The 19416-nt window shown below is 40.7% G+C and carries 14 protein-coding genes; 8 read left to right on the forward strand and 6 right to left on the reverse strand.

What is annotated here, in order from left to right; translation table 11 throughout:
- Positions 1-6: 6 nt before the first annotated feature.
- A complete protein-coding gene (idi, locus tag CLV99_RS09230) occupies positions 7-537 on the forward strand; it encodes an isopentenyl-diphosphate Delta-isomerase (RefSeq protein WP_133584221.1) in 531 nt (176 codons plus the stop codon).
- A gap of 37 nt (positions 538-574) precedes the next feature.
- Here the strand turns inward: idi and CLV99_RS09235 are convergent, their stop codons facing one another.
- The 3 genes from CLV99_RS09235 to CLV99_RS23215 form a co-directional block, all read right to left on the reverse strand.
- Positions 575-1087 (reverse strand): pyridoxamine 5'-phosphate oxidase family protein, encoded by a 513-nt coding sequence (locus tag CLV99_RS09235; RefSeq protein ID WP_133584222.1) that lies wholly within the window; start codon positions 1085-1087, stop codon positions 575-577.
- A 251-nt stretch (positions 1088-1338) separates the two neighbouring features.
- Positions 1339-1932: a hypothetical protein gene (locus CLV99_RS09240; protein ID WP_133584223.1), complete on the reverse strand. Its 594-nt coding sequence runs from the start codon at positions 1930-1932 to the stop codon at positions 1339-1341.
- A 274-nt stretch (positions 1933-2206) separates the two neighbouring features.
- Positions 2207-2362: a hypothetical protein gene (locus tag CLV99_RS23215; RefSeq protein ID WP_162850081.1), complete on the reverse strand. Its 156-nt coding sequence runs from the start codon at positions 2360-2362 to the stop codon at positions 2207-2209.
- A 314-nt stretch (positions 2363-2676) separates the two neighbouring features.
- On the opposite strand from CLV99_RS23215, the gene CLV99_RS09245 reads away from it, so the two are divergent.
- The 5 genes from CLV99_RS09245 to CLV99_RS09265 all read left to right on the forward strand — a co-directional run bounded on the left by CLV99_RS09245 (position 2677) and on the right by CLV99_RS09265 (position 11024).
- Positions 2677-3246, forward strand: coding sequence for an RNA polymerase sigma-70 factor (locus CLV99_RS09245; RefSeq protein ID WP_133584224.1), 570 nt, complete (start codon positions 2677-2679; stop codon positions 3244-3246).
- 92 nt (positions 3247-3338) lie between these two features.
- Complete coding sequence (locus CLV99_RS09250; RefSeq protein WP_133584225.1) at positions 3339-4523, forward strand: FecR family protein; 1185 nt, start codon at positions 3339-3341, stop codon at positions 4521-4523.
- A gap of 297 nt (positions 4524-4820) precedes the next feature.
- On the forward strand, positions 4821-8285 hold the full coding sequence (locus CLV99_RS09255) for a SusC/RagA family TonB-linked outer membrane protein (RefSeq protein ID WP_162850082.1): 3465 nt from the start codon (positions 4821-4823) through the stop codon (positions 8283-8285).
- Between the two features lie 9 nt (positions 8286-8294).
- Positions 8295-9860 (forward strand): RagB/SusD family nutrient uptake outer membrane protein, encoded by a 1566-nt coding sequence (locus CLV99_RS09260; RefSeq protein WP_133584227.1) that lies wholly within the window; start codon positions 8295-8297, stop codon positions 9858-9860.
- Between the two features lie 12 nt (positions 9861-9872).
- Positions 9873-11024, forward strand: coding sequence for a TlpA disulfide reductase family protein (locus CLV99_RS09265; protein ID WP_133584228.1), 1152 nt, complete (start codon positions 9873-9875; stop codon positions 11022-11024).
- 527 nt (positions 11025-11551) lie between these two features.
- Here CLV99_RS09265 and CLV99_RS09270 read toward each other — a convergent pair.
- The 3 genes from CLV99_RS09270 to CLV99_RS09280 all read right to left on the reverse strand — a co-directional run bounded on the left by CLV99_RS09270 (position 11552) and on the right by CLV99_RS09280 (position 13672).
- Positions 11552-12622, reverse strand: coding sequence for a ligand-binding sensor domain-containing protein (locus CLV99_RS09270; RefSeq protein ID WP_133584229.1), 1071 nt, complete (start codon positions 12620-12622; stop codon positions 11552-11554).
- A gap of 97 nt (positions 12623-12719) precedes the next feature.
- Positions 12720-13217: an ORF6N domain-containing protein gene (locus tag CLV99_RS09275; RefSeq protein WP_246032726.1), complete on the reverse strand. Its 498-nt coding sequence runs from the start codon at positions 13215-13217 to the stop codon at positions 12720-12722.
- A 245-nt stretch (positions 13218-13462) separates the two neighbouring features.
- Positions 13463-13672: a helix-turn-helix transcriptional regulator gene (locus CLV99_RS09280; RefSeq protein ID WP_133584230.1), complete on the reverse strand. Its 210-nt coding sequence runs from the start codon at positions 13670-13672 to the stop codon at positions 13463-13465.
- A 999-nt stretch (positions 13673-14671) separates the two neighbouring features.
- Between CLV99_RS09280 and CLV99_RS09285 the strand changes: the two genes are divergently transcribed.
- Positions 14672-18040: a SusC/RagA family TonB-linked outer membrane protein gene (locus CLV99_RS09285; RefSeq protein WP_133584231.1), complete on the forward strand. Its 3369-nt coding sequence runs from the start codon at positions 14672-14674 to the stop codon at positions 18038-18040.
- 12 nt (positions 18041-18052) lie between these two features.
- Positions 18053-19408, forward strand: coding sequence for a RagB/SusD family nutrient uptake outer membrane protein (locus CLV99_RS09290; protein WP_133584232.1), 1356 nt, complete (start codon positions 18053-18055; stop codon positions 19406-19408).
- Positions 19409-19416: the final 8 nt, after the last annotated feature.

Below are 19416 nucleotides of genomic sequence, written 5' to 3' on the forward strand. Positions count from 1 at the left end.
AATGTTATGGAAAGAAATACCGTATTGCTTGTCAACGAACATGATGAAGAACTTATGGAAATGGATAAGCTCGACGCACATCGCCAAGGCTTGTTACATCGGGCGTTTTCTATTTTTATTTTCAATAATAGGGGACAGTTGTTGTTGCAGCAGCGCGCACCGCACAAATACCATGGAGGCAGTTTATGGACCAATACCTGTTGTTCGCATCCACAGTTGGGCGAGTGCGTCGTTGATAGTGCCCGACAGCGATTGGAGTTTGAGATGGGGCTTTCAGCAGATTTAGAACAGATCTATTTTTTTATTTATCATTCTCCTGTTGAAAATGGTTTAGTGGAGCATGAACTTGACCATGTACTCGTAGGTTTTAGTGATATCAGTCCACAGCCCAATCCAGACGAAGTAAATGATTTCAAGTGGATGGATCCCGATGAAATCGAGATTTGGATGCTAAACCGACCTCAGGATTTTACAGTTTGGTTCAAAGAAGCTTTTCCTGTACTGATGAAAACTTTGAGCGTGAAGTTGCTCCAATGATTCCTCCATTCGCATTAGAGGTAATTAAGTCCCGAAATTAATTCGGGACATTAATTTCTCCGTGAAGACCTTGGTCACTTTTATTGCCTGTAATTGCGCTGTAAAATGTCAAGGCATAGGATAATAGTTTATGATGTTTAGTATCCCAATAATGTGCTTTTTGGGGTTTTACTCGTATCAATATAATATTTGGATCCTCACGTCCTTTTTCAAACCAGCCTTCTACCATTTTATTCCAGTACTTATCAATTCTTTTTTCGTCTCTTACGAGATCTGCATCTCCCACAACCGCAAGAAATTTGAAGTCTTTAGGTGATGAAAAGTATAACTGTATTGCATTATCCGTTTTTATATTTTCGCATTTGGTACTGGCGAGAGAAGCTAGAAACCAAATTGAACCTTCATCATCCACTTCCTGTACGCTCATTGGTGTAGAGTCAGGCTGCTCTGATTTGACATTAGTGCAAAAGAAGCAAAAGTCGATTTCTTCCGCTAGCACTTTCAATTTTGTTATTGCCTCTTTTCTGTCGTTGATATTTTGCTCGCTCATCGTGTAATTATTTTTGTTAAGAATAGTGATTTTAGGAAAAATTCTGGGAGTAAACTCCCAGAATCGGTCTTATCTCTCGACAAGTAAACTGTTTATATATTCAATGAACAGAGCAAATCAAAATTAGTTCAGCACTTTTTTTTATTTCCGTTTCAGTATGTAAAATAAAGCTATTCAGTCCAGCTTGTTTCCTAAACCCCTCGAGTTCGAGGGGTCTAAATCATTCATCTACTGTGAATGGCCTATTGTTTCTATTTCTCTTTTATTGATAGTTTAGGGATATCAGTTCCGATCATCTCGTTTATGTATTTTGTCCGCTCGGTTTTCAATGTTTGTAAAAAAGGAGTAATACGCTCGCCATAACTTCTTTTCGAGTAAAAATACAGGATAATAGCTTTTTTTCCTTCGGGTAGCTCTAGCTGCTTATAGCGATATACATTAAACTCGACTATAGTCATTTTATCATTTTTACTCTCCCCAATCAAGAAATCAACAATGACCTCATTTGCTTCAGGATTTTCTATTACCTGATAATTGCATATCGGATCTGTTTTTTTTCGTTCATTTAGTTCTCTCAATTTTTGACTAACGACATCATTAATAGAAATATCAGCCTCCAGCAGCTGTATAGAGAGCATCTGATTGAAACTCTCCACTTTTTCTCCTTTAGGGAGGTATTCTTGAACGTAGTACCCTTTGTTTGGGGTACTCGACCAGGCAAGATTGAAGACCGTTTTATCAAATGTCAATGGACCTTTGACACCGATTCTATCAATAGGATCATTTATTCCAGCTGTAAATGACTGGAGTATTATACAGGATAATAATAATAGGAGGTTTTTCATATCGTTTTTTGAACAGTATTATATTTTAGTAACTTCAAATATGGAGGTGTCAACAAATGAGCGGAGAGAGTTCTCTTTATCTGGATCTTATGCTATTTAAAATATTTAATCCGCTAATAGGATCAGGTCATAATATACTAATTGGGTGTTAATATGAGAAAAACTCATTGAGATCGGGATTTCCACAATCAAATGCAACGCAATCCTTTAAGATAGATTCGTCGTATGTATGTAAAGTGCACTTTTCATATAGAAATGCCAAAACGATGGGAATTTAAATTTTAGCCTTTTTCAAAATTTTTGCGAAAACTACTAACTGTTTGGTGAACTTAACGGTCGATTTTTTTGCAATAGCAGCTTCTGCTTTGTTATCAAAAGCGATAGCAACGTCTTCTTTTAATAAAGGGATATTTTTTATTGCAATAGCCATAATTGATTGTTGTTTACAATGTTAGGGGCAAATTTAATGAAATAGTTTAAGCAACACAAGTTTTTCCCCTTCTTCTGTTTATTACTGGCCACCTTCGTTTTGCTTCGCAGAATCCACCCATTGGGTAGAGTTCTTCTTCGGTAAGATCTCTGTCTGTCTCCGTGGTTATAGTTGTATAATTAGATTTTGCAAATTTTACTTATTCTGTTCTTTACTTTATGCCAAAGTAAAGTCTAATCCCTAAATTTTTGTAAAAATATTTTACTATACTTGTCCGCATTAACTTTTGCTAATATCAATATAGGCACTAAGCAATGGAATCCTATCCGACTTATTCTGAAGAGCGGCTCTTGCAGCTGATAAAAGCTGACGATTATGATGCTTTCGAAGAGCTGTATTCCAGGTATTTCGACCTGTTGTACGGTTATGCCTACAATGTAATTCGAGATAAGGAAGTAGCAAAAGATATTATTCAAGACATCTTTACCTGGTTCTGGGAGAATAGGCAGCAGTGGCAACTTACTTCTTGTAAAGGCTATTTATTGACTGCGGTACGCTTCAAGACCGCCAGTTATTTCAGGAGCGCCAAAGTGCAAGAAAGTTTTACCCAAAATCTAAAAAATGCACCAGTTTTGTATCCCGATGAGAGTCTAGAACTGGAAGTTAAAGAGCTACAGCAGCTTATTGAATCCCTGATTCAAGACTTGCCCGATCGCTGTAGAGAAATATTCCAACTTAGCCGATTTGCGTACCAGTCCCATAAAGACATTGCCAAGAAGTTAGGTATTTCAGAGAAAACCGTAGAGGCCCAGATTACTATTGCACTCAAAAAACTAAGAGGTTCGTTAGGCAAGTATCACTATCTTTTGTTTTTATTCCTTTAGATATCAGTTTGTTATGTTTTATTTTAAATAAATTCTACTATCCTTTAGGGGATAGCGGGAAGATTATCGCTTTACTAGTATAAGCAGATGATATGGACAGAGAAGAGTTTTTACATATTGCCGGTAAAGTAGCCGAAGGTACGGCCACAGCAAGGGAACTGGAACAGTATATCTACTATTTGGACTGGTGCGAGCAACAAAGCTCGCTATGGGACGAAATGCCCACCGCCGAAAAGGACCGTATGCAAGAAGGTATCCGAGACAATATGTCGCGCGCATTGAAGCCCGTTAAAGTTATCCCAATCTATCGGAATGTAAAATGGATTGCTGCTCTTCTGCTGTTGGTCGGTTTGAGTATCCTTTTCACCCACCAATACAACGACATAGGTACAACTGCGACAGACCTTGCTCAGGTCGATTCAGCTGCTACCCGTGATATTGCTGCTGCCAAAGCAGGTATTACCCTCACGCTAGCCGATGGCCGCAGTATACAACTAGAAGAAGCGTTAGCTGGAAATATCGCTGAGCAGTCCGGTGTCAAGATATCCAAGACCACCGATGGACAGATCCGTTACGAAATCACAGGTGCTGATGCCGCGACGGTAGGCCACAATACATTAAAAACCAATCGAGGAGAGCAGATTCAAGTGGTATTACCCGATCAAACTATGGTGTTCCTTAATGCCGAGTCATCACTCCAATACCCGACCCGTTTTACCGGTCAGAAACGTGAGGTCACACTAACCGGTGAGGGCTATTTTGAGGTCGCCAAAAACAAACGATACCCATTTATAGTACACACCGACAATCAAGATATTGAAGTCTTGGGAACTCATTTCAATGTCAACGCTTACAAAGACGAGGCGAATACCAAGACCACTTTGGTTGAAGGGGCTGTACGCGTTACTGCTCACGGTGGTACGCCTGGTACGCCAAGCGTGCGGTCATTGAAACCAGGACAGCAGGCTGTGGTATCGGATAAAGCTAATGCTATCCACGTTGCAGCGGTGAATGTAGAGTCGGTCATCGACTGGAAACGGGGTGATTTTGTTTTTGATGCCGATATCCGGTCCATTATGCGTCAGTTGGCCAGATGGTACAATGTAGAGGTCGTTTATCAGGGCCACATAAGCCAGGAGCCTTTGGTGGGTACCATATCCAAGACCAAGACGTTGGGCGAAGTGTTAAAAGTACTTCAGGGAACCAATAAAGTGCGTTTTAAAATCGAGGCTGCATCTACTGCTGGGTACAGCAAAAAAGTAATTGTCAGTCAATAACCATTTTGGAGATACCGTAAACGTCAAGAAAGGAGGTCCAGGGAACACAGTAACAAATGAACCTAAAGAAGTAGCAAGTCAAAAAAGAAGAGATCGAAGGTGTGGGGACACCTCCGATCAGCGATTGGCTTACTACAAAATATGCAACTAACATTTTTTATCAATTAACCAACACAACAAATGTATAAACTTTATTATAACACTTGTGCAGGATGGGATTCGTTTGTCTGTTTTTTAACTGAGAGCAGACGTAGCAAGTCATCTATACTGCAACGACCTGAATTAAGAAAATGGCTTATGAAGATTAATTTTACCTGTATTTTGTTGCTGATTGTCTTTCTACAATCTTCCTTAGCTATAAATGCGCAAAAGATCAGTTTATCTCATAAAAATGTAGGGATTGAGACCGTATTAAAGAATATCCGTACTAATACGGGGTACGATTTTGTATACCCTAAGAGTCTTTTCAAAAATACACCTCTGATCTCTATAGAAGCAAAAAATGAAGAATTAAGCAGCGTACTTCAAAAGCTCTTCAGTAATCAGTCTGTTCAATACAGTGTAGAGAACAAGACCATTATCTTGCGCGAGAAAATATCCAGAGTTGACCATTCTACTGGTATGGAATCTTTACAGCAAATTACGGTCAAAGGACGTGTCGTGGGGGAAAAGGGAGAACCTTTAGTAGGTGCTACTGTACATGTAAAGCAGCAAGGAAAGACTATCGCGACTGATATTGGAGGCAGTTTTTCTTTAAATATGTTGCCTGACAATGCGGTATTGGTTATCTCCTATATGGGCTATGTGCCCTATGAGATCAAGGTCGGAATTAAATCAGAAGATATAGGGACCATCCGCTTAAAGGTGGTCGTATCCGAATTGGGAGAAGCCTCGGTAGTTATTAATACCGGATACCAGACCGTATCCAAAGAAAGGACCACAGGGTCTTTTGCAACAGTAACGGGTGAAAAACTAGAACAAAAACTATCTACCAATATAAAGGCAGCATTAGAGGGGCAGTTGACCGGTGTGGTGATGGACAGCAAGGGTAACTTAGAAATCCGTGGTGTATCCACTTTTCAAGCCGAAAAGACACCTTTGGTAGTTGTAGACGGTTATCCGATAGAAGGCGGAATTGATAATATCAACCCACAGAATATAGAAAATATCACTGTGCTCAAAGATGCTGTAGCAGCTTCTATTTATGGAGCGCGAGCAGCCAATGGAGTGATAGTCATCACCACTAAGAACGGTAAAAAGGGCAGACCGACCTTAAACTACTCCGGCTTGTTAAATGTGGTTGCCAAGCCACATCTCAAGGACTTAAACAAAGCATCCAGCTCGGACTACATCGATGCAGAGATTGATTTATTCCAGCAAAACCCTAATGCAGCATCAACAGTTGATAAATTAAATATGAGCCGTGTCACCTATCTGTTGATGCAGGTGCGTGAGAAGAAGATCTCCGAAGCAGATGCCATGGCCGAGATCAATGCATTACGCAATATAGATGGACTACAACAGATTGAGGACTATATGTTCCGTCCCGAATTCAGCCATCAGCACGATCTGAACATGTCAGGTGGTAGCGACGAAAACAAGTACAACGTAGCTTTAAACCTACTGGATACCCGAAACAGTTTCATCCACAGCAATTCCAAGCGGATGCTATTGGATATCAAAAACGAATGGAAGCCAGTGGACTTCCTAACTGTCGGGATAGCGGCGAATACAACCTACAACAACCGCAAATCTCCGTATATGGACTACGGTACATTGACCACCTACTATGCCAATTCTTTGTTGCAGCCTTACACGTCTATCTTCGATGCACAGGGCAATCCAGCCGAGGTATGGGGACTGAGCCAGTACAAAGTAGCTACCTACAAAAATACCGCTGGTATGAAACCATGGGACTACAATCCATTAATGGATCTCACCAAAGAAAATCGACACTATACCGATTTGCAAACGCGTATAGGCGGATTTGTTCGTGCCAGTATCATTCCAGGGTTGACGGCAGAGCTAGGTGGTAACTGGCAGCGGGGCAATAGCCAAAATAAAGCCATCCGTGATTACGATGCCTATGCCGTACGTATCGCTTTCAATGATGGGACTTCCAAAAAGAATACCGCCAATCATTATTTACCCGATGGGGGGATTATTGACGAGAGCCGTAACATGAACCAGAGCTGGACCATACGGACACAGTTGAACTATAACCAGAGTTTTGCGGACAATAAACACCGGGTCAATGCCTTGATCGGAAATGAGGTGCGTCGTATTACCTTTGACAATAATACCTTAGAAACACGCGTTGGCTATAATCCTGTTGCCGGGACTTACGTACCGATGAATGCAAAAGATTACAATGCAGGCGTATACAATTCGGACATGTTGATGGGAAGGCAGATCAGTTTAAATCCAGGCGCTTATTCTTACCGGGACAACCGTTTTGTGTCTTGGTATGGCAACGGTTCTTACGAATACGACAATCGATTTATCGTAAGCGGTAGTATCCGTATGGACATGACCAATTTCTTTGGTACCAATCCCAAGTTCCGCTATCGTCCGCTATGGTCAGTCGGTGGTACGTATAAATTAGGAAACGAAGAGTTCTTTAAAGTGGATTGGATAGACCAGTTGAATATCCGAGGGTCTTATGGTATAGGTGGGAATATATCACTGAACGAAGGACCGTTCTTAATCTTATCCTCAGGCAGGTATAGTAACGTAACCGGCGGGGTTGACCGTGTCGTACAATCGCCACCAAATGATCAATTACGTTGGGAGAAGACCAATAGTGTGAATGTTGGATTAGACCTTTCCTTCCTAAAAAATCGTTTGACAGCTACGCTAGATTATTACCACAAGAACAGTACAGACTTACTTACCTCCGAGTTTATTGATCCAACTGTTGGATTTAATCGGATGACCCGCAATGCAGGTGAGATGATTAATAAAGGATTTGAGGTTGGTTTGGCATACAAAGCAATCAATCACACAGATTTCCGTTGGACCATAGCACCTAATCTATCCTACAATTACAATGAGGTTCGTAATTACTTAGTAAAACCTACTTCTGCTTATGTAACTGCTCCGGGTGTATTGGTAGAAGGCTATCCATCCGATGCCATATGGGCATACAGTTTTGCAGGCTTAAATGAACTTGGAGAGACTAGGATTTACAATGCCCAAGGGGATAAAATTGCGCCAAGTAATGCCGAAGCTGCAGACGTTATCTATGCAGGTACCATGCGTCCCAAATTTGACCTTTCTCTAACGAATACATTTAATTATAAAAACTTCGATTTGTCGGTGTTCTTCATTGCAAAATTAGGGCATAAGTATCGCAAGGATAGTTTTAGTGGGGTTAATTACAGCAATCGTTATGTAGCAGAGCGCTGGCGTAAACCTGGGGATGAAGCCCATACGATTTACCCGGTACTCAATGCTTCCAATAGGGATATGCTTTACTTCCCATTTGTGGACGCCATGGTGGGCAATGCCAATTACATGAAGTTAAGGGATCTTACTTTATCTTACAATTTTGATCAGATGTCCAAGCGATTAAAAATGAATAAAGTCAAGATGTACGTTCAGGGACGTAACCTATTTATAGTTCGTGGCAAAGGCGTCGATATTGATCCAGAAACGGTAGAAGTCAATACCTCTTCGGGATTCTCATCACGTATCGAACAAGCTTATACGAACTTACCCGTACCTGCGCAGTTCTTTTTCGGTGTTAATTTATCTTTTTAATAGAAAATCATGAAAAGAAAATATATAAGTATACTAGTTATTGCAACATTAGCCTTGGTTTCATCCTCTTGTAGCAATTTTTTGGACGTCAAGCCAGTAGGTAAGTTAATTCCATCAAAATCGGAGGATTTGGCCGACCTGTTAAACAGTAACAATACCATGGATTGGCAATTTAGAGATGGCTATTGGGGCAATTTCTATGCATTACTAGGCGATAATTATCAGCTGAGTGAAAATCAGTCAAAATATTTCTATACACCGAGCAACTCCTATACCGAGCGTTTTGCAGCCTATACCTTTAATCCGCCGTATGAAAACCCTTACGAGGGTTCTGGCAATTGGAGTTTAGGAATATACCGTGCAGTCGAAGTATTCAACAACGTAATCGATGGTGTGCAAAACTTACCGGGGCAGTCCGATACGGACTTAGGTAAGGTGATTACTGCTCAAGCCAAAGCGGGTCGTGCATGGACTATACTATTGGGCGCATTGGCTTATGGACCAGCCTACGATCCAACCAATATAAGTCAGAAACCCGTTATGCCTTACCGTACTTTTTCCGATCCGAATACCCCAAACCCAGCACTTTCCAATATCGGTCAGTTGTTTGATTTGGCAGAACAAGATCTGAAAGATGCCTTAGTAAATGCACCGGTTAATGTTGGCAATCCAAGTCGTGCTAATTTGGCTGCTGTTCATGGACTATTGGCGCAGTTGTACATGTACAAAAGAGACTGGCCAAAAATGTTGACCCATGCACAAGAAGCTTGGGATAAATCCGTCGCTGCCAAAGGTGGCGTAAATAACCTCATTTATAACCTTAACGATTTCTATTACCAACCGAATCCGAATGCTTCTCCAGCTCCAGGTACAGATGTGGAGGTAGTGTTGGATTTGCAGGGACCAGATATGTTGTTTATGCAAAGTGAGGCACGGGAAAATTTGTTTTATCGACCAGCGCCTGATGGAGATGGCGTCATACACTATCCATCCCAAGAGTTTATCGATGTGTTTGATAAAAACACAGACCGCCGGTACAAGCTGTTTATGTTGAAGACACTGGGCTACTCCACTACCGTGGGTGGGGTAAAATATGATGATGGAGTCATCACAAACTATTATAAGGATACCAAAGTATTAACTAGTCAAGGCTTGACCTATCCCGAGTTGTTATTGATGAAAGCCGAAGCCAATGCACGTCTCAACAATTTATCTGCAGCACTTGCCGATCTAAACTTGTTGCGCACATACCGTTATTCGGGAGCTTCTACAGATCTGCCCAGTGGTGGTTCATTGGGCCAAGATGCCTTATTGTTTGAGATTTTAAAAGAGCGCCGTCGCGAGCTGCCTATAGCAACTTGTCAGCGTACATTCGATATCAAGCGTTATTCCTTGGATCAAGGCAAGCCTTGGAGCAAAACCAGTATCACACACCACATCGGTACCAAAGCCTATACGGCACCGATCAATGAAGAGTACTTTACCTTACAGATTTCCAATCCAATATTGGAGTTTAATCCACAATGGGGGATAGCCTTATGGAATGGAACTTACGACCCTACATCTAAAAAATAGAATTTTAAAGTAATGAGAAAAATTAGCATAATATTATTAATAGCTTTAACGAGCATTAGCCTAGTGCAGGCCCAATCTCTCCCTTTTACGATAAAAGGAAAGATTCAAGATATTCAAGAACCCGCTACGGTATATTTAACGTATGAATCGGCCGATAGCGGTAGACAAAAGGATAGTACGGTTTTGGTAAAAGGGAACTTTACTTTTGCAGGATCAATTAACAAGCCGCACAAAGTCACCCTAATGATAATCAAGGATTCGGATCCCAATCCACAAATCGTAAAGCACGGTTCGACAGACGAGCTAACTGGCGTGGATGGGATGATGTTTTACTTAGACCAAGGGACGAACCGCATAGAAGGTAATACTTTAAGTAAGGCCGCTATAAAAGGGAGCAAGGCGCATCAGGAATATTTGGTTTATAAAAATAAAAACTTAGCCCTCCTTAAATCCTACGAAGCACCTTTTGAGCAATGGAATGGCAAGACCGAAGAGCAAATGACCGATGAGGACCGTGCTAAGCGGGCGCAATTGGTTAAAGATTTTCGTGCGCAATCGAACGCTATCCGCGATCAATTTATTGCCGAGTATCCCAAGTCTTACGTAAGTTGGAATATGGTAGTGGATAATTCCTCCTATACGGATATTGAAAAGCAGAAAAAGCAGTTAGAAAGCTTTGGTCCGAAATTTTTGAATACGGACGAAGGTCAAAAAGCAATGCAAGATATTGAAATGGCTATTAAGCTAGCTATTGGGCAGCCGGCACCTTTATTCACGCTGGAAGATGTCAATGGAAAATCTATTTCTTTAGAAGCCTTCCGCGGCAAGTATGTCTTTATTGATTTTTGGGCGAGCTGGTGTGGTCCTTGTCGAGCGGAAAACCCCCACGTAGCAAAAGCATATGAAGCTTACAAGGACAAAAACTTTGAAGCCATTGGCATCTCAACGGATAGGAGTCGTGAAGCATGGCTTAAAGCATTGAAGGAGGACGGTACAAAATGGATTCATGTGATCGATAAAAAAGAGCGCGAAAATAATGTAGCAAATAAGTATAATGTGCGTTCGATTCCATCCACTTGGTTAATCGATCCAACAGGTAAAATCATAGCAAAGGATTTAAGAGGCGAGGATTTACAGAAAAAACTTGCAGAGATATTTAAATAATAAGTTTTTGATATTTAAGCCGTCCTGAATTTACTTCGGGACGTTTTTTTCGTCTTATTGTACTTCCATCAATCTACTATAAAAAAATACCTGAAGCGGGGAGCTTCAGGTATTTTTAACTAACCAATTATTAACCTAAATTATGAATACTAATTCAGTTGCAAAGTGTATGCCAATTCTATGCCTGCATAGTAAAATAACATAAAGGTTACGATTCTACTGTGCAGACAATAGCTATGCAAGAGATTTATTTTCTATTATCTCGCTATTTTAACCGATGATTTATGTGACACTTCAAACATTGAAGCGCACGCAGAGTGGATAACAGTCTGGAGATCCTGATCTATAATTGAGGACTGATTATAGTTCGCTGCTGAATGGGGGATAATGATAAGTACTTTTTAGGAATAAGAGTTAGCTTGAAGCAATGAGTCAAATTTAGGAAACTGTTGTTTTTGCTGCGGTACTCCATTCAGCACACTGAAATCCTGTCAGATGGACCCCGATTTTAATAACATTGATACCACCTAATTTCCTGAATAGTTAATAAATGTTTTCCCATTAAAAAGGTAAAGACCTGTTTCTCTTGTACCCACCCATAGCCTTCCCGTTTTATCTTCAAAAAGCGTCCAGATCCAAGAGTTGACGAGATCTTCGCTAAAGTTGGTGAATGATCTTCCGTCATAACGAGACAGACCTCCATCACCGCCAAACCAAATATCACCATTCCTATCTTCTATGATTGTCGTCACCAGTCCATTATATCCGGCCAAACCATCACTTTTTGTATATTTTGTAAATGTTTTTCCATCATAACGGTAAGCCCCCGCCCAATTACTGAACCATATATCTCCGTTTTTGTCCTGTACTTGGGGCCATGCCCAATTATGTCCCACTTGTTTCGAATCGAATTGGAGCGTTAGTTCTGGTAATTTAAAATGTGTTATAGATTTTCCATCGTAGCGGAACACACCTTCATTAGTCCGTCCACCGAACCATATATTACCAGCTTTATCTTCTAAAATACATTCTGCCTTATCGTTACTGCTTAAAAAGCCGTTTGGTGCCTCCTTGATCAAAAATGGCCTAAAATTTTTACCATCATAGATATAGATACCATCTATTGTTACGAACCACAGTTTTCCATTTTTAGCCTGCATCATACTATATACCCGATGCGAGTTACGGTAGGGTGGAGTTTTATCGGACGGTAGATTTTTTGCTAAAGGAATCTGCATCTTGGTGAATGTTTTGCCATCGTAGATACAAAGTCCCATTTCAGTACCGATCCATATTTTACCATCTTTATCTTCCAAAATGGAATGAATATTATTACTATTCAGACCGTTGGTCACTAGAAATTTACTAAATGATTTTCCGTCATATTTATAAAGGCCATTGTCTGAGGTTCCAAACCAAAGGTTACCCGCTTTGTCCTGTATGCCACATGAAACATTACCATTCCCAGCGGTTTTTATAAGCTTTGAATGTTCTTTTTCTCTTGGAAGCTCCTTTTTAGTAGGACCGTTGCAAGAGGTCGCCAGAAAAAGTATTACTAAGAAGGTTAAAACTTGCATTTGTGGGGAGTATCCTTTCATAGCCTAGGTGACCTTTTATCTCCTGTTAAAGATACGTAAATCAGTTATTTTATTTCATAATTTCCACGTTGTTATAATTAGTCTGTAGTTTTTCGAATTATTTTCCTCCAACTTTAAATCCGATTTCACCTTTTGAGTTCGTCCTGGTCACCGTTCTTTCTTCCTTCTCCTGCAAGCGGTCAATGTATTCAAACAACAATTCGATATTCTGATCGTGGCCTTTCTGTTTCTTGGCAATCTGTTCTACAGTATGTTTGATCTCTGCTATTTCGAGTCTAACTTCTGTATTATCGACAAGTAGCTGTCTAATACGTGTGAATATCCGCATTATTTGAATGTTGATCTGAATAGCCAGCTTGCTATTTAGTACAGATGATAGCATGGCGACTCCTTGTTCTGTAAAACAAAAAGGAGCGTATCGCAAACCTTGCTTGTCAGAATTGGAGGTCACAAATTGTGACCTCCAATTCTCAAACTCTTCATCAGACATTTCAAACATAAAGTCTTCTGGGAACCTGTCCGTATTTCTACGGACAGATTGTTTCAGAACTTTAGTTTCGACACCATAAAGACGAGCCAAATCGCGATCCAACACCGCGTCCGACTACTGGCGGATGACTTTTTGCTTCCTGATGACATAAATCTTACTTGCCAGAATTTCGTCATCAGGTGGCATAGTTTGTATTATACTTTTCTTACTCATAATTTCCCTGGGATAATAGTCGGTTTACAAGTTACTGTCTCATTCCGCTTCTTGTCTGGTAGATAAGCTTCAAATATGGTAAAGACTATCTTTTGTTTTAACTAGATATGAGCTTAAAGGTTGCATTCGGGGAGGGTTTAAATACTATTTTTTGTTGAAAAGAGGAAATCTCTAATGTCAACGTCCAGAAACTTTGCAATTTTATGTAAGTCTTCAAGAGGTGGTTGTCGATGGTTGTTAGCCCATCTTGAAACCGTTTCTTCACTTTTTCCTACATGTTTAGCGATGTCTCTGTTGGATACTTTTTTTTCTTCTAAAACCTCAGCTAGTCGATTAATTTTAAGCATGATAAATTATTTGTTAAAAATAGTTTGACGTTTGACGTCAAACATCTATATTTGTATAGATTAATAGCGAATTATACTATACAGTGTAACACTGTGTAAGAACGAGTCTCTCTATAGGAAATAAATCCGGCTTAAAACAATGACCCTAGAGAGTACAGTGGATCGTCTATTTATTACTGGAAATGCATATCTTTACAGCATATCCAGTAGGACGGTCCTTGCGCTTGTACTCCTGTGGGTTGAGTAATGGTTTACTGTTACTCATTGGTTTTTTCCATTAAGCCGGATTTTCCACCCTAACAGGAGGAGTAAGGACCGAAACCGCTGGGCCATACTGCTTGCTGTAGAAGTTTCTCGTTCACATAAACTTTATAAATTATGAGAACGAATCTTAAAACTAACAAAAGCCATTTGCCACCGATATCCCATCGGTCGTCATGGTATTCCCAATCTTTACATATAAAGAACGTTCCGGCATCGCCGGAGTAATGTAAAACAATAGTTAACAGAAAAGGAGTAGGAGAGATTGGTAAACTATGTCGTCATACCGAGCGTAGTCGAGGTATCTAAAAGCTATATATTTAACCCTATATAGTTAGTAGACCTCTCCACAAGGTCGAGGTGACGTTTACTGTCGCTAGGTCTCCGTCGTGTTTGTTAAAAAACTTACCTTTCGCAATGACGGTTTAAAAAACGTCAAAGCCCTTTTCTGTAATCCGACCTCATATATGAAAACAGTTAGTTCATATAGGTCAAGAGAATCGGTTTGTCTTATTGTTTCGTAGCTTAAAGATAGCACAGATTTTATTGCCTACCAACTAAAATGCTTTACAGAGGTATTGTTTGTCAATATCTAGCGAGGTCTGTATTTTATTTATTTCGTGAATGGATGGTCAAAAACCGATTATAAACCAAGAATAACCAATTAGATCCATTCAGAAATCGCACTAGATTTTTGAATCCGCAATGGTGAAAACTGTTGCATAATGTAACCAAAAAATGAAACATTTTTTTAGGGGTGGGAGAGAACTGCCCAAAGGGCAGGGCTATGTCTGCTCAGTAAAACAAAATAGATTATCTGCGATGAGCCCTTCGGGGTTGCTTCACTTCGTTCGCAATGACGAGAGGACTGTGAGTCGCAACGACGTGAAGCGTATATTAATAATATTCTGTGTGTTGTTTAGTTGCCTCGCGATAAGTAGGGCGGTTGCTCAGACGCAGTCGGGGTCGGTACTTGTTGGGGAAGTACGCTCGGCTGCCGATGGGCAGGCTATCGAAGGGGCTTCGGTTTCTGTAGATAGGAAGCACACGCGCACGGATAAGCAAGGGAGGTTTACGATTAGTATAGATAAGCCTACAGGCGTACTAACTATAAAACATATCGGATACAGGGAGCAACGGGTTGCCTATGAGAATACGTCTACTACATTAAAAATCGCCCTACAGACTGGTGAAAAACAAATTGAGGAGGTGGAAGTGGTATCTACTGGATATCAGAAGATACCTAAAGAAAGAGCTACGGGGAGCTTTGAGTTTGTGGATAACAAGCTTCTAAATCGTAAGGTATCCTTAAACTTTCTACAACGCTTAGAAGATGTCATTCCTTCAGTATCCACAGTCAAGGTTTACAACGATAGAAGGGGGAAACTTCCATTTACAAATATTCGAGGACGAAGCACAATCAATTCGAATGTGTGGCCCCTCATAGTTGTGGACGGAGTTCCTTATCAGGGTGATTTTAATAATATCAATCCCAATGATATTGAGAATATCAGCATACTGAAAGATGCTGCCGCGTCTTCTATTTGGGGTGCGCAGTCTGGTAATGGCGTAATCGTGATTACTACCAAGAAAGCTGACTTTGAGAATCCTATCCGGGTATCCTTCAATAATAATGTGACAGTGACAAACACGCCAAATCTATATTATTATCCACAAATGGCGACATCGGATTTTATCGATGTAGAAACTATGTTGTTTGAAAATGGCTATTACGATGGACGTTTATATAACTTTCAGTACAATCTGTCACCCGTAGTTCAGCTCTTGAAGAAGAAAAAGGAGAATAAGATATCCGAATCAGATCTCGGTGTAGAGCTAGATCGGCTACGTAAGATCGATTATAGGGATGAACTGTTAAAGTATATTTATAGAAGAGAGGTTAACCAACAGTATAATGTACAGATCGAAGGTGGGAGTAGATCGTTGCACAGTATATTTTCGGTAGGATACGATAGAGGTGCCAAAAATATTGTACAAACCAATAATAGTCGTGTTACAGCTCGAAATCATACGGTGTATCGGCCTTTGGATAATCTGAGTATAGGACTAGGGCTACAGTATAGCGAGTATGATAGAAAAGAACCTGGTACTCGTTTAGGATATTTCGAGTTTGCCGGAGGCTATGGTAATTTTCCATATATGGAGCTTGCAGATGCTAATGGTAATCCTCTTGTTGTAGATTTGATCGGACTTAATCCGGAGTTTAGGGATACTGTGGCTGGCGGCCGTTTGTTGGATTGGAAATATAGACCCTTGGCCGAGTTGGATCAGACATCTACAGAGAGTAGACTGCGCGAAACTAATGTCAATCTAGATGTCAATTACAATATCACGCCATTCTTGCAAGCTTCTTTGCTATATAATTACAGAAATGCCAATGAAGTAGTGGACAACTGGCGCGGGATTGGCAGTATCGCACAGCGCGAGGCAATCAATTATTATGCAGAATGGGATGCACATTCGGTTAAATGGAACATACCCATAGGTGACTATCTACATAAGGTCAATGGAACAAACATATCACAACAGGGAAGGTTTCAGTTGGAGTATAATCAAACCTGGCAAGATCGGCATATTGTCTCTTTATTGGCAGGAACAGAAATCAGACAACAGAAACAAGGCTCGCATGCACAGGAGTTTTGGGGATTCGACCCCGAAACATTGTCCTTTCAACCTGTTGATTATGTTAATGACTATTCATACCTGAATGGAATGTACGGCACCAGTAAGATATATGGTTATATTGATTATACGGGATTGGTCGACAGGTATACGTCTTACTTTGCAAACGCATCATATACTTTTGATAGTAGGTATATCATGAGTGCAAGCGCGCGTAAGGATGCTTCTAATCTATTTGGAGTAAAGGCGAACGATAAGGGAAAACCTTTCTGGTCTATCGGAGGAGCATGGATAGTATCTAAAGAGCGTTTTATGGAAGACGGCGTATTCTCCCTTTTGAAGTTGCGGGCTACCTATGGGCACAATGGTAATGTAAATAATAGCACTTCGCCATATCCCATCATATACAGATCCTCTCAGCCACATCATATCACTGGGCAGCCGTATGCTAATATGCAGTCGCCACCGAATCCTTCGTTACGTTGGGAAACGGTAGGAATGTTAAATTTAGGATTGGATTTTCAGATGCTGGCTAATAGGGTAGGCGGCTCTATAGAGTATTATCAAAAGTCCCCTAGAGACCTAATAGCAAATACATTGATAGATCCCACCACAGGTTTTAGTAGTATGCGTATGAATAGTGCAGATTTACTAGGTAAAGGTATCGATGTATCCTTGCATACATATAATATTAAAGATAACTTGATTGAATGGCGTACTGATCTAGTATTTGCCTATAGTCGAACCAAGGTGACTAAGTCTTACATAGCTAATCCTCGAGGCAATAATTTTCTGGCAGGAGCTTACGGTCTGATGGCTACACCTGTAGAAGGGGCTGACCTGAATAGCGTATACGCCTTCAAGTGGGCAGGGCTTGATCCACAGACAGGGATGCCTCAAGGCTATCTGGATGGAGAGGTATCTACTGCTTATTCCAAAATATATAACGATACCAAAGTACAGGATATGGACAATCACGGATCGTCCCTGCCTGTATATTTCGGTTCATTACGCAATTCATTCCGATATAAGGCTATCGATTTGTCCTTTAATATCAGTTATCAATTGGGACATAAATTTATGCGTACATCGATCAATTATTCACGATTAATGGATGAGCGGGTCGGTCATAGTGATTTTGCCCGAAGATGGCAAAAAACTGGTGATGAGAAATACACCGATGTGCCAGTATTTACCTATCCTTCTAATTACTATGCAGATTATTTTTATGAGTATTCTTCTGCTTTGGTCGGGCCGGCAGATCAGATCAAATTGAGGGATATTCAGGTCGGTTATTCTCCAAAAATCAGCGAGCGATTTAAGGTGAAGGAGCTACGTCTCTATAGCTATATGGCCAATATCGCTACCATCTGGCGAGCTAATAGAATGGGCATCGATCCAGAATATGGGATGACAAATCCCGACCCATTTTCATTTTCAATCGGTTTTAGTTTTAAACTTTAATAAAGTAACAACATGAATGTTTTGAAATATATTGTAACAGGAGCCCTGCTATGCTCAGCATGCAATGGTTTCTTGGAGATTAAGCCAGACAAGAAGATGTCTGTGCCGCATACCTTAGAAGACTGCGAACTGTTATTGAATGATTATAGTACGCTCAATACAACTTATCCTTCTATGGGGATTATCGCAGGAGAGGATTATTACCTGACATCGGCCAATTGGAACAGCATATCAGTACTAGATGATCGGAATGCGTATATCTGGTCTGATGAACCCGCAATGTTGGCCACTCCGTGGCAGGGGGCTTATAGAGTAGTCTATCTGACTAATCAGATTTTAAGCGTATTAGAACAATTGCCTAGCAGCCAAAAAGTTGGTGCTCGTTATAGTAATGCTTACGGGCATGCATTGTTCCTTCGTGCATTTGCTTTTCAACAACTGGTAGAAGTTTATGGGCTACCTTATCGACCCAATACGTCTGATATAGATTTGGGGATACCGATCCGGCTATCTCCTGATCTGGATGTGGTATCCAAGCGAGCAACGCTCAAGGATACTTACGTACAGATTGTTAGTGATTATAGCAGAGCAAAGAATCTGCTAGCCGCTGAACGGACAATAAAAGGCGGTACGTCAAAATCTGCAGCTTATGCTGCGCTTGCCAGAACCTATTTGACGATGAAGGACTATGAAAAGGCCCTTAACTATGCGGATTCAGCATGGCGTTTGCAAGCCGAATTACTCGATTATAATGGTTTGAAAGCCTCAGATAGTTATCCTTTAAAGCGATTTAACAAAGAGGTGCTATTCTCTGCATTGAGCACGCATTCCAATGCATTTGGAAGGCTGTATGTTCGCATGAATCCCGGTCTGATAGCGAGCTATAGGGTGGGTGATTTGCGTAAAGACATTTATTTTCAACCCTATGCCTTGGAGCCTTCAGTATATAGTTTTAAGGGGTCTTATGATCAGGGAGCTACGCTATTTGTGGGATTGACCACAAGCGAGGTCTTGTTGATTAGAGCAGAAGCTGCTGCACGTATTGGGAAGATAGATAAAGCTTTGACGGATATTAATCTTTTAAGAGCTAATCGTTGGAAGGATAATATATATCCGGTACTAGCGGAGCAAAATCCGGATAGACTTTTAGATACGATACTTGAAGAAAGGGCAAAGGAGCTTGTGTTCCGAGGTCGACGATGGTCGGATGTTAAACGACTGAGTGACGACCCGCTCCGGGCGGTTGAGCTGAAGAGGACTATCGATGGCAAAGATTATACAGTGCCCGTAGGCAGCCCTAAATATGCACTGATGATTCCACATATAGTCACACAGCAGAATCCAAGTGTTGAACAGAACAAAAGATAATATGAGAG

Source organism: Sphingobacterium yanglingense (genome assembly GCF_004363245.1).
In the GTDB taxonomy this organism is placed as follows: Bacteria; Bacteroidota; Bacteroidia; order Sphingobacteriales; family Sphingobacteriaceae; genus Sphingobacterium; species Sphingobacterium yanglingense.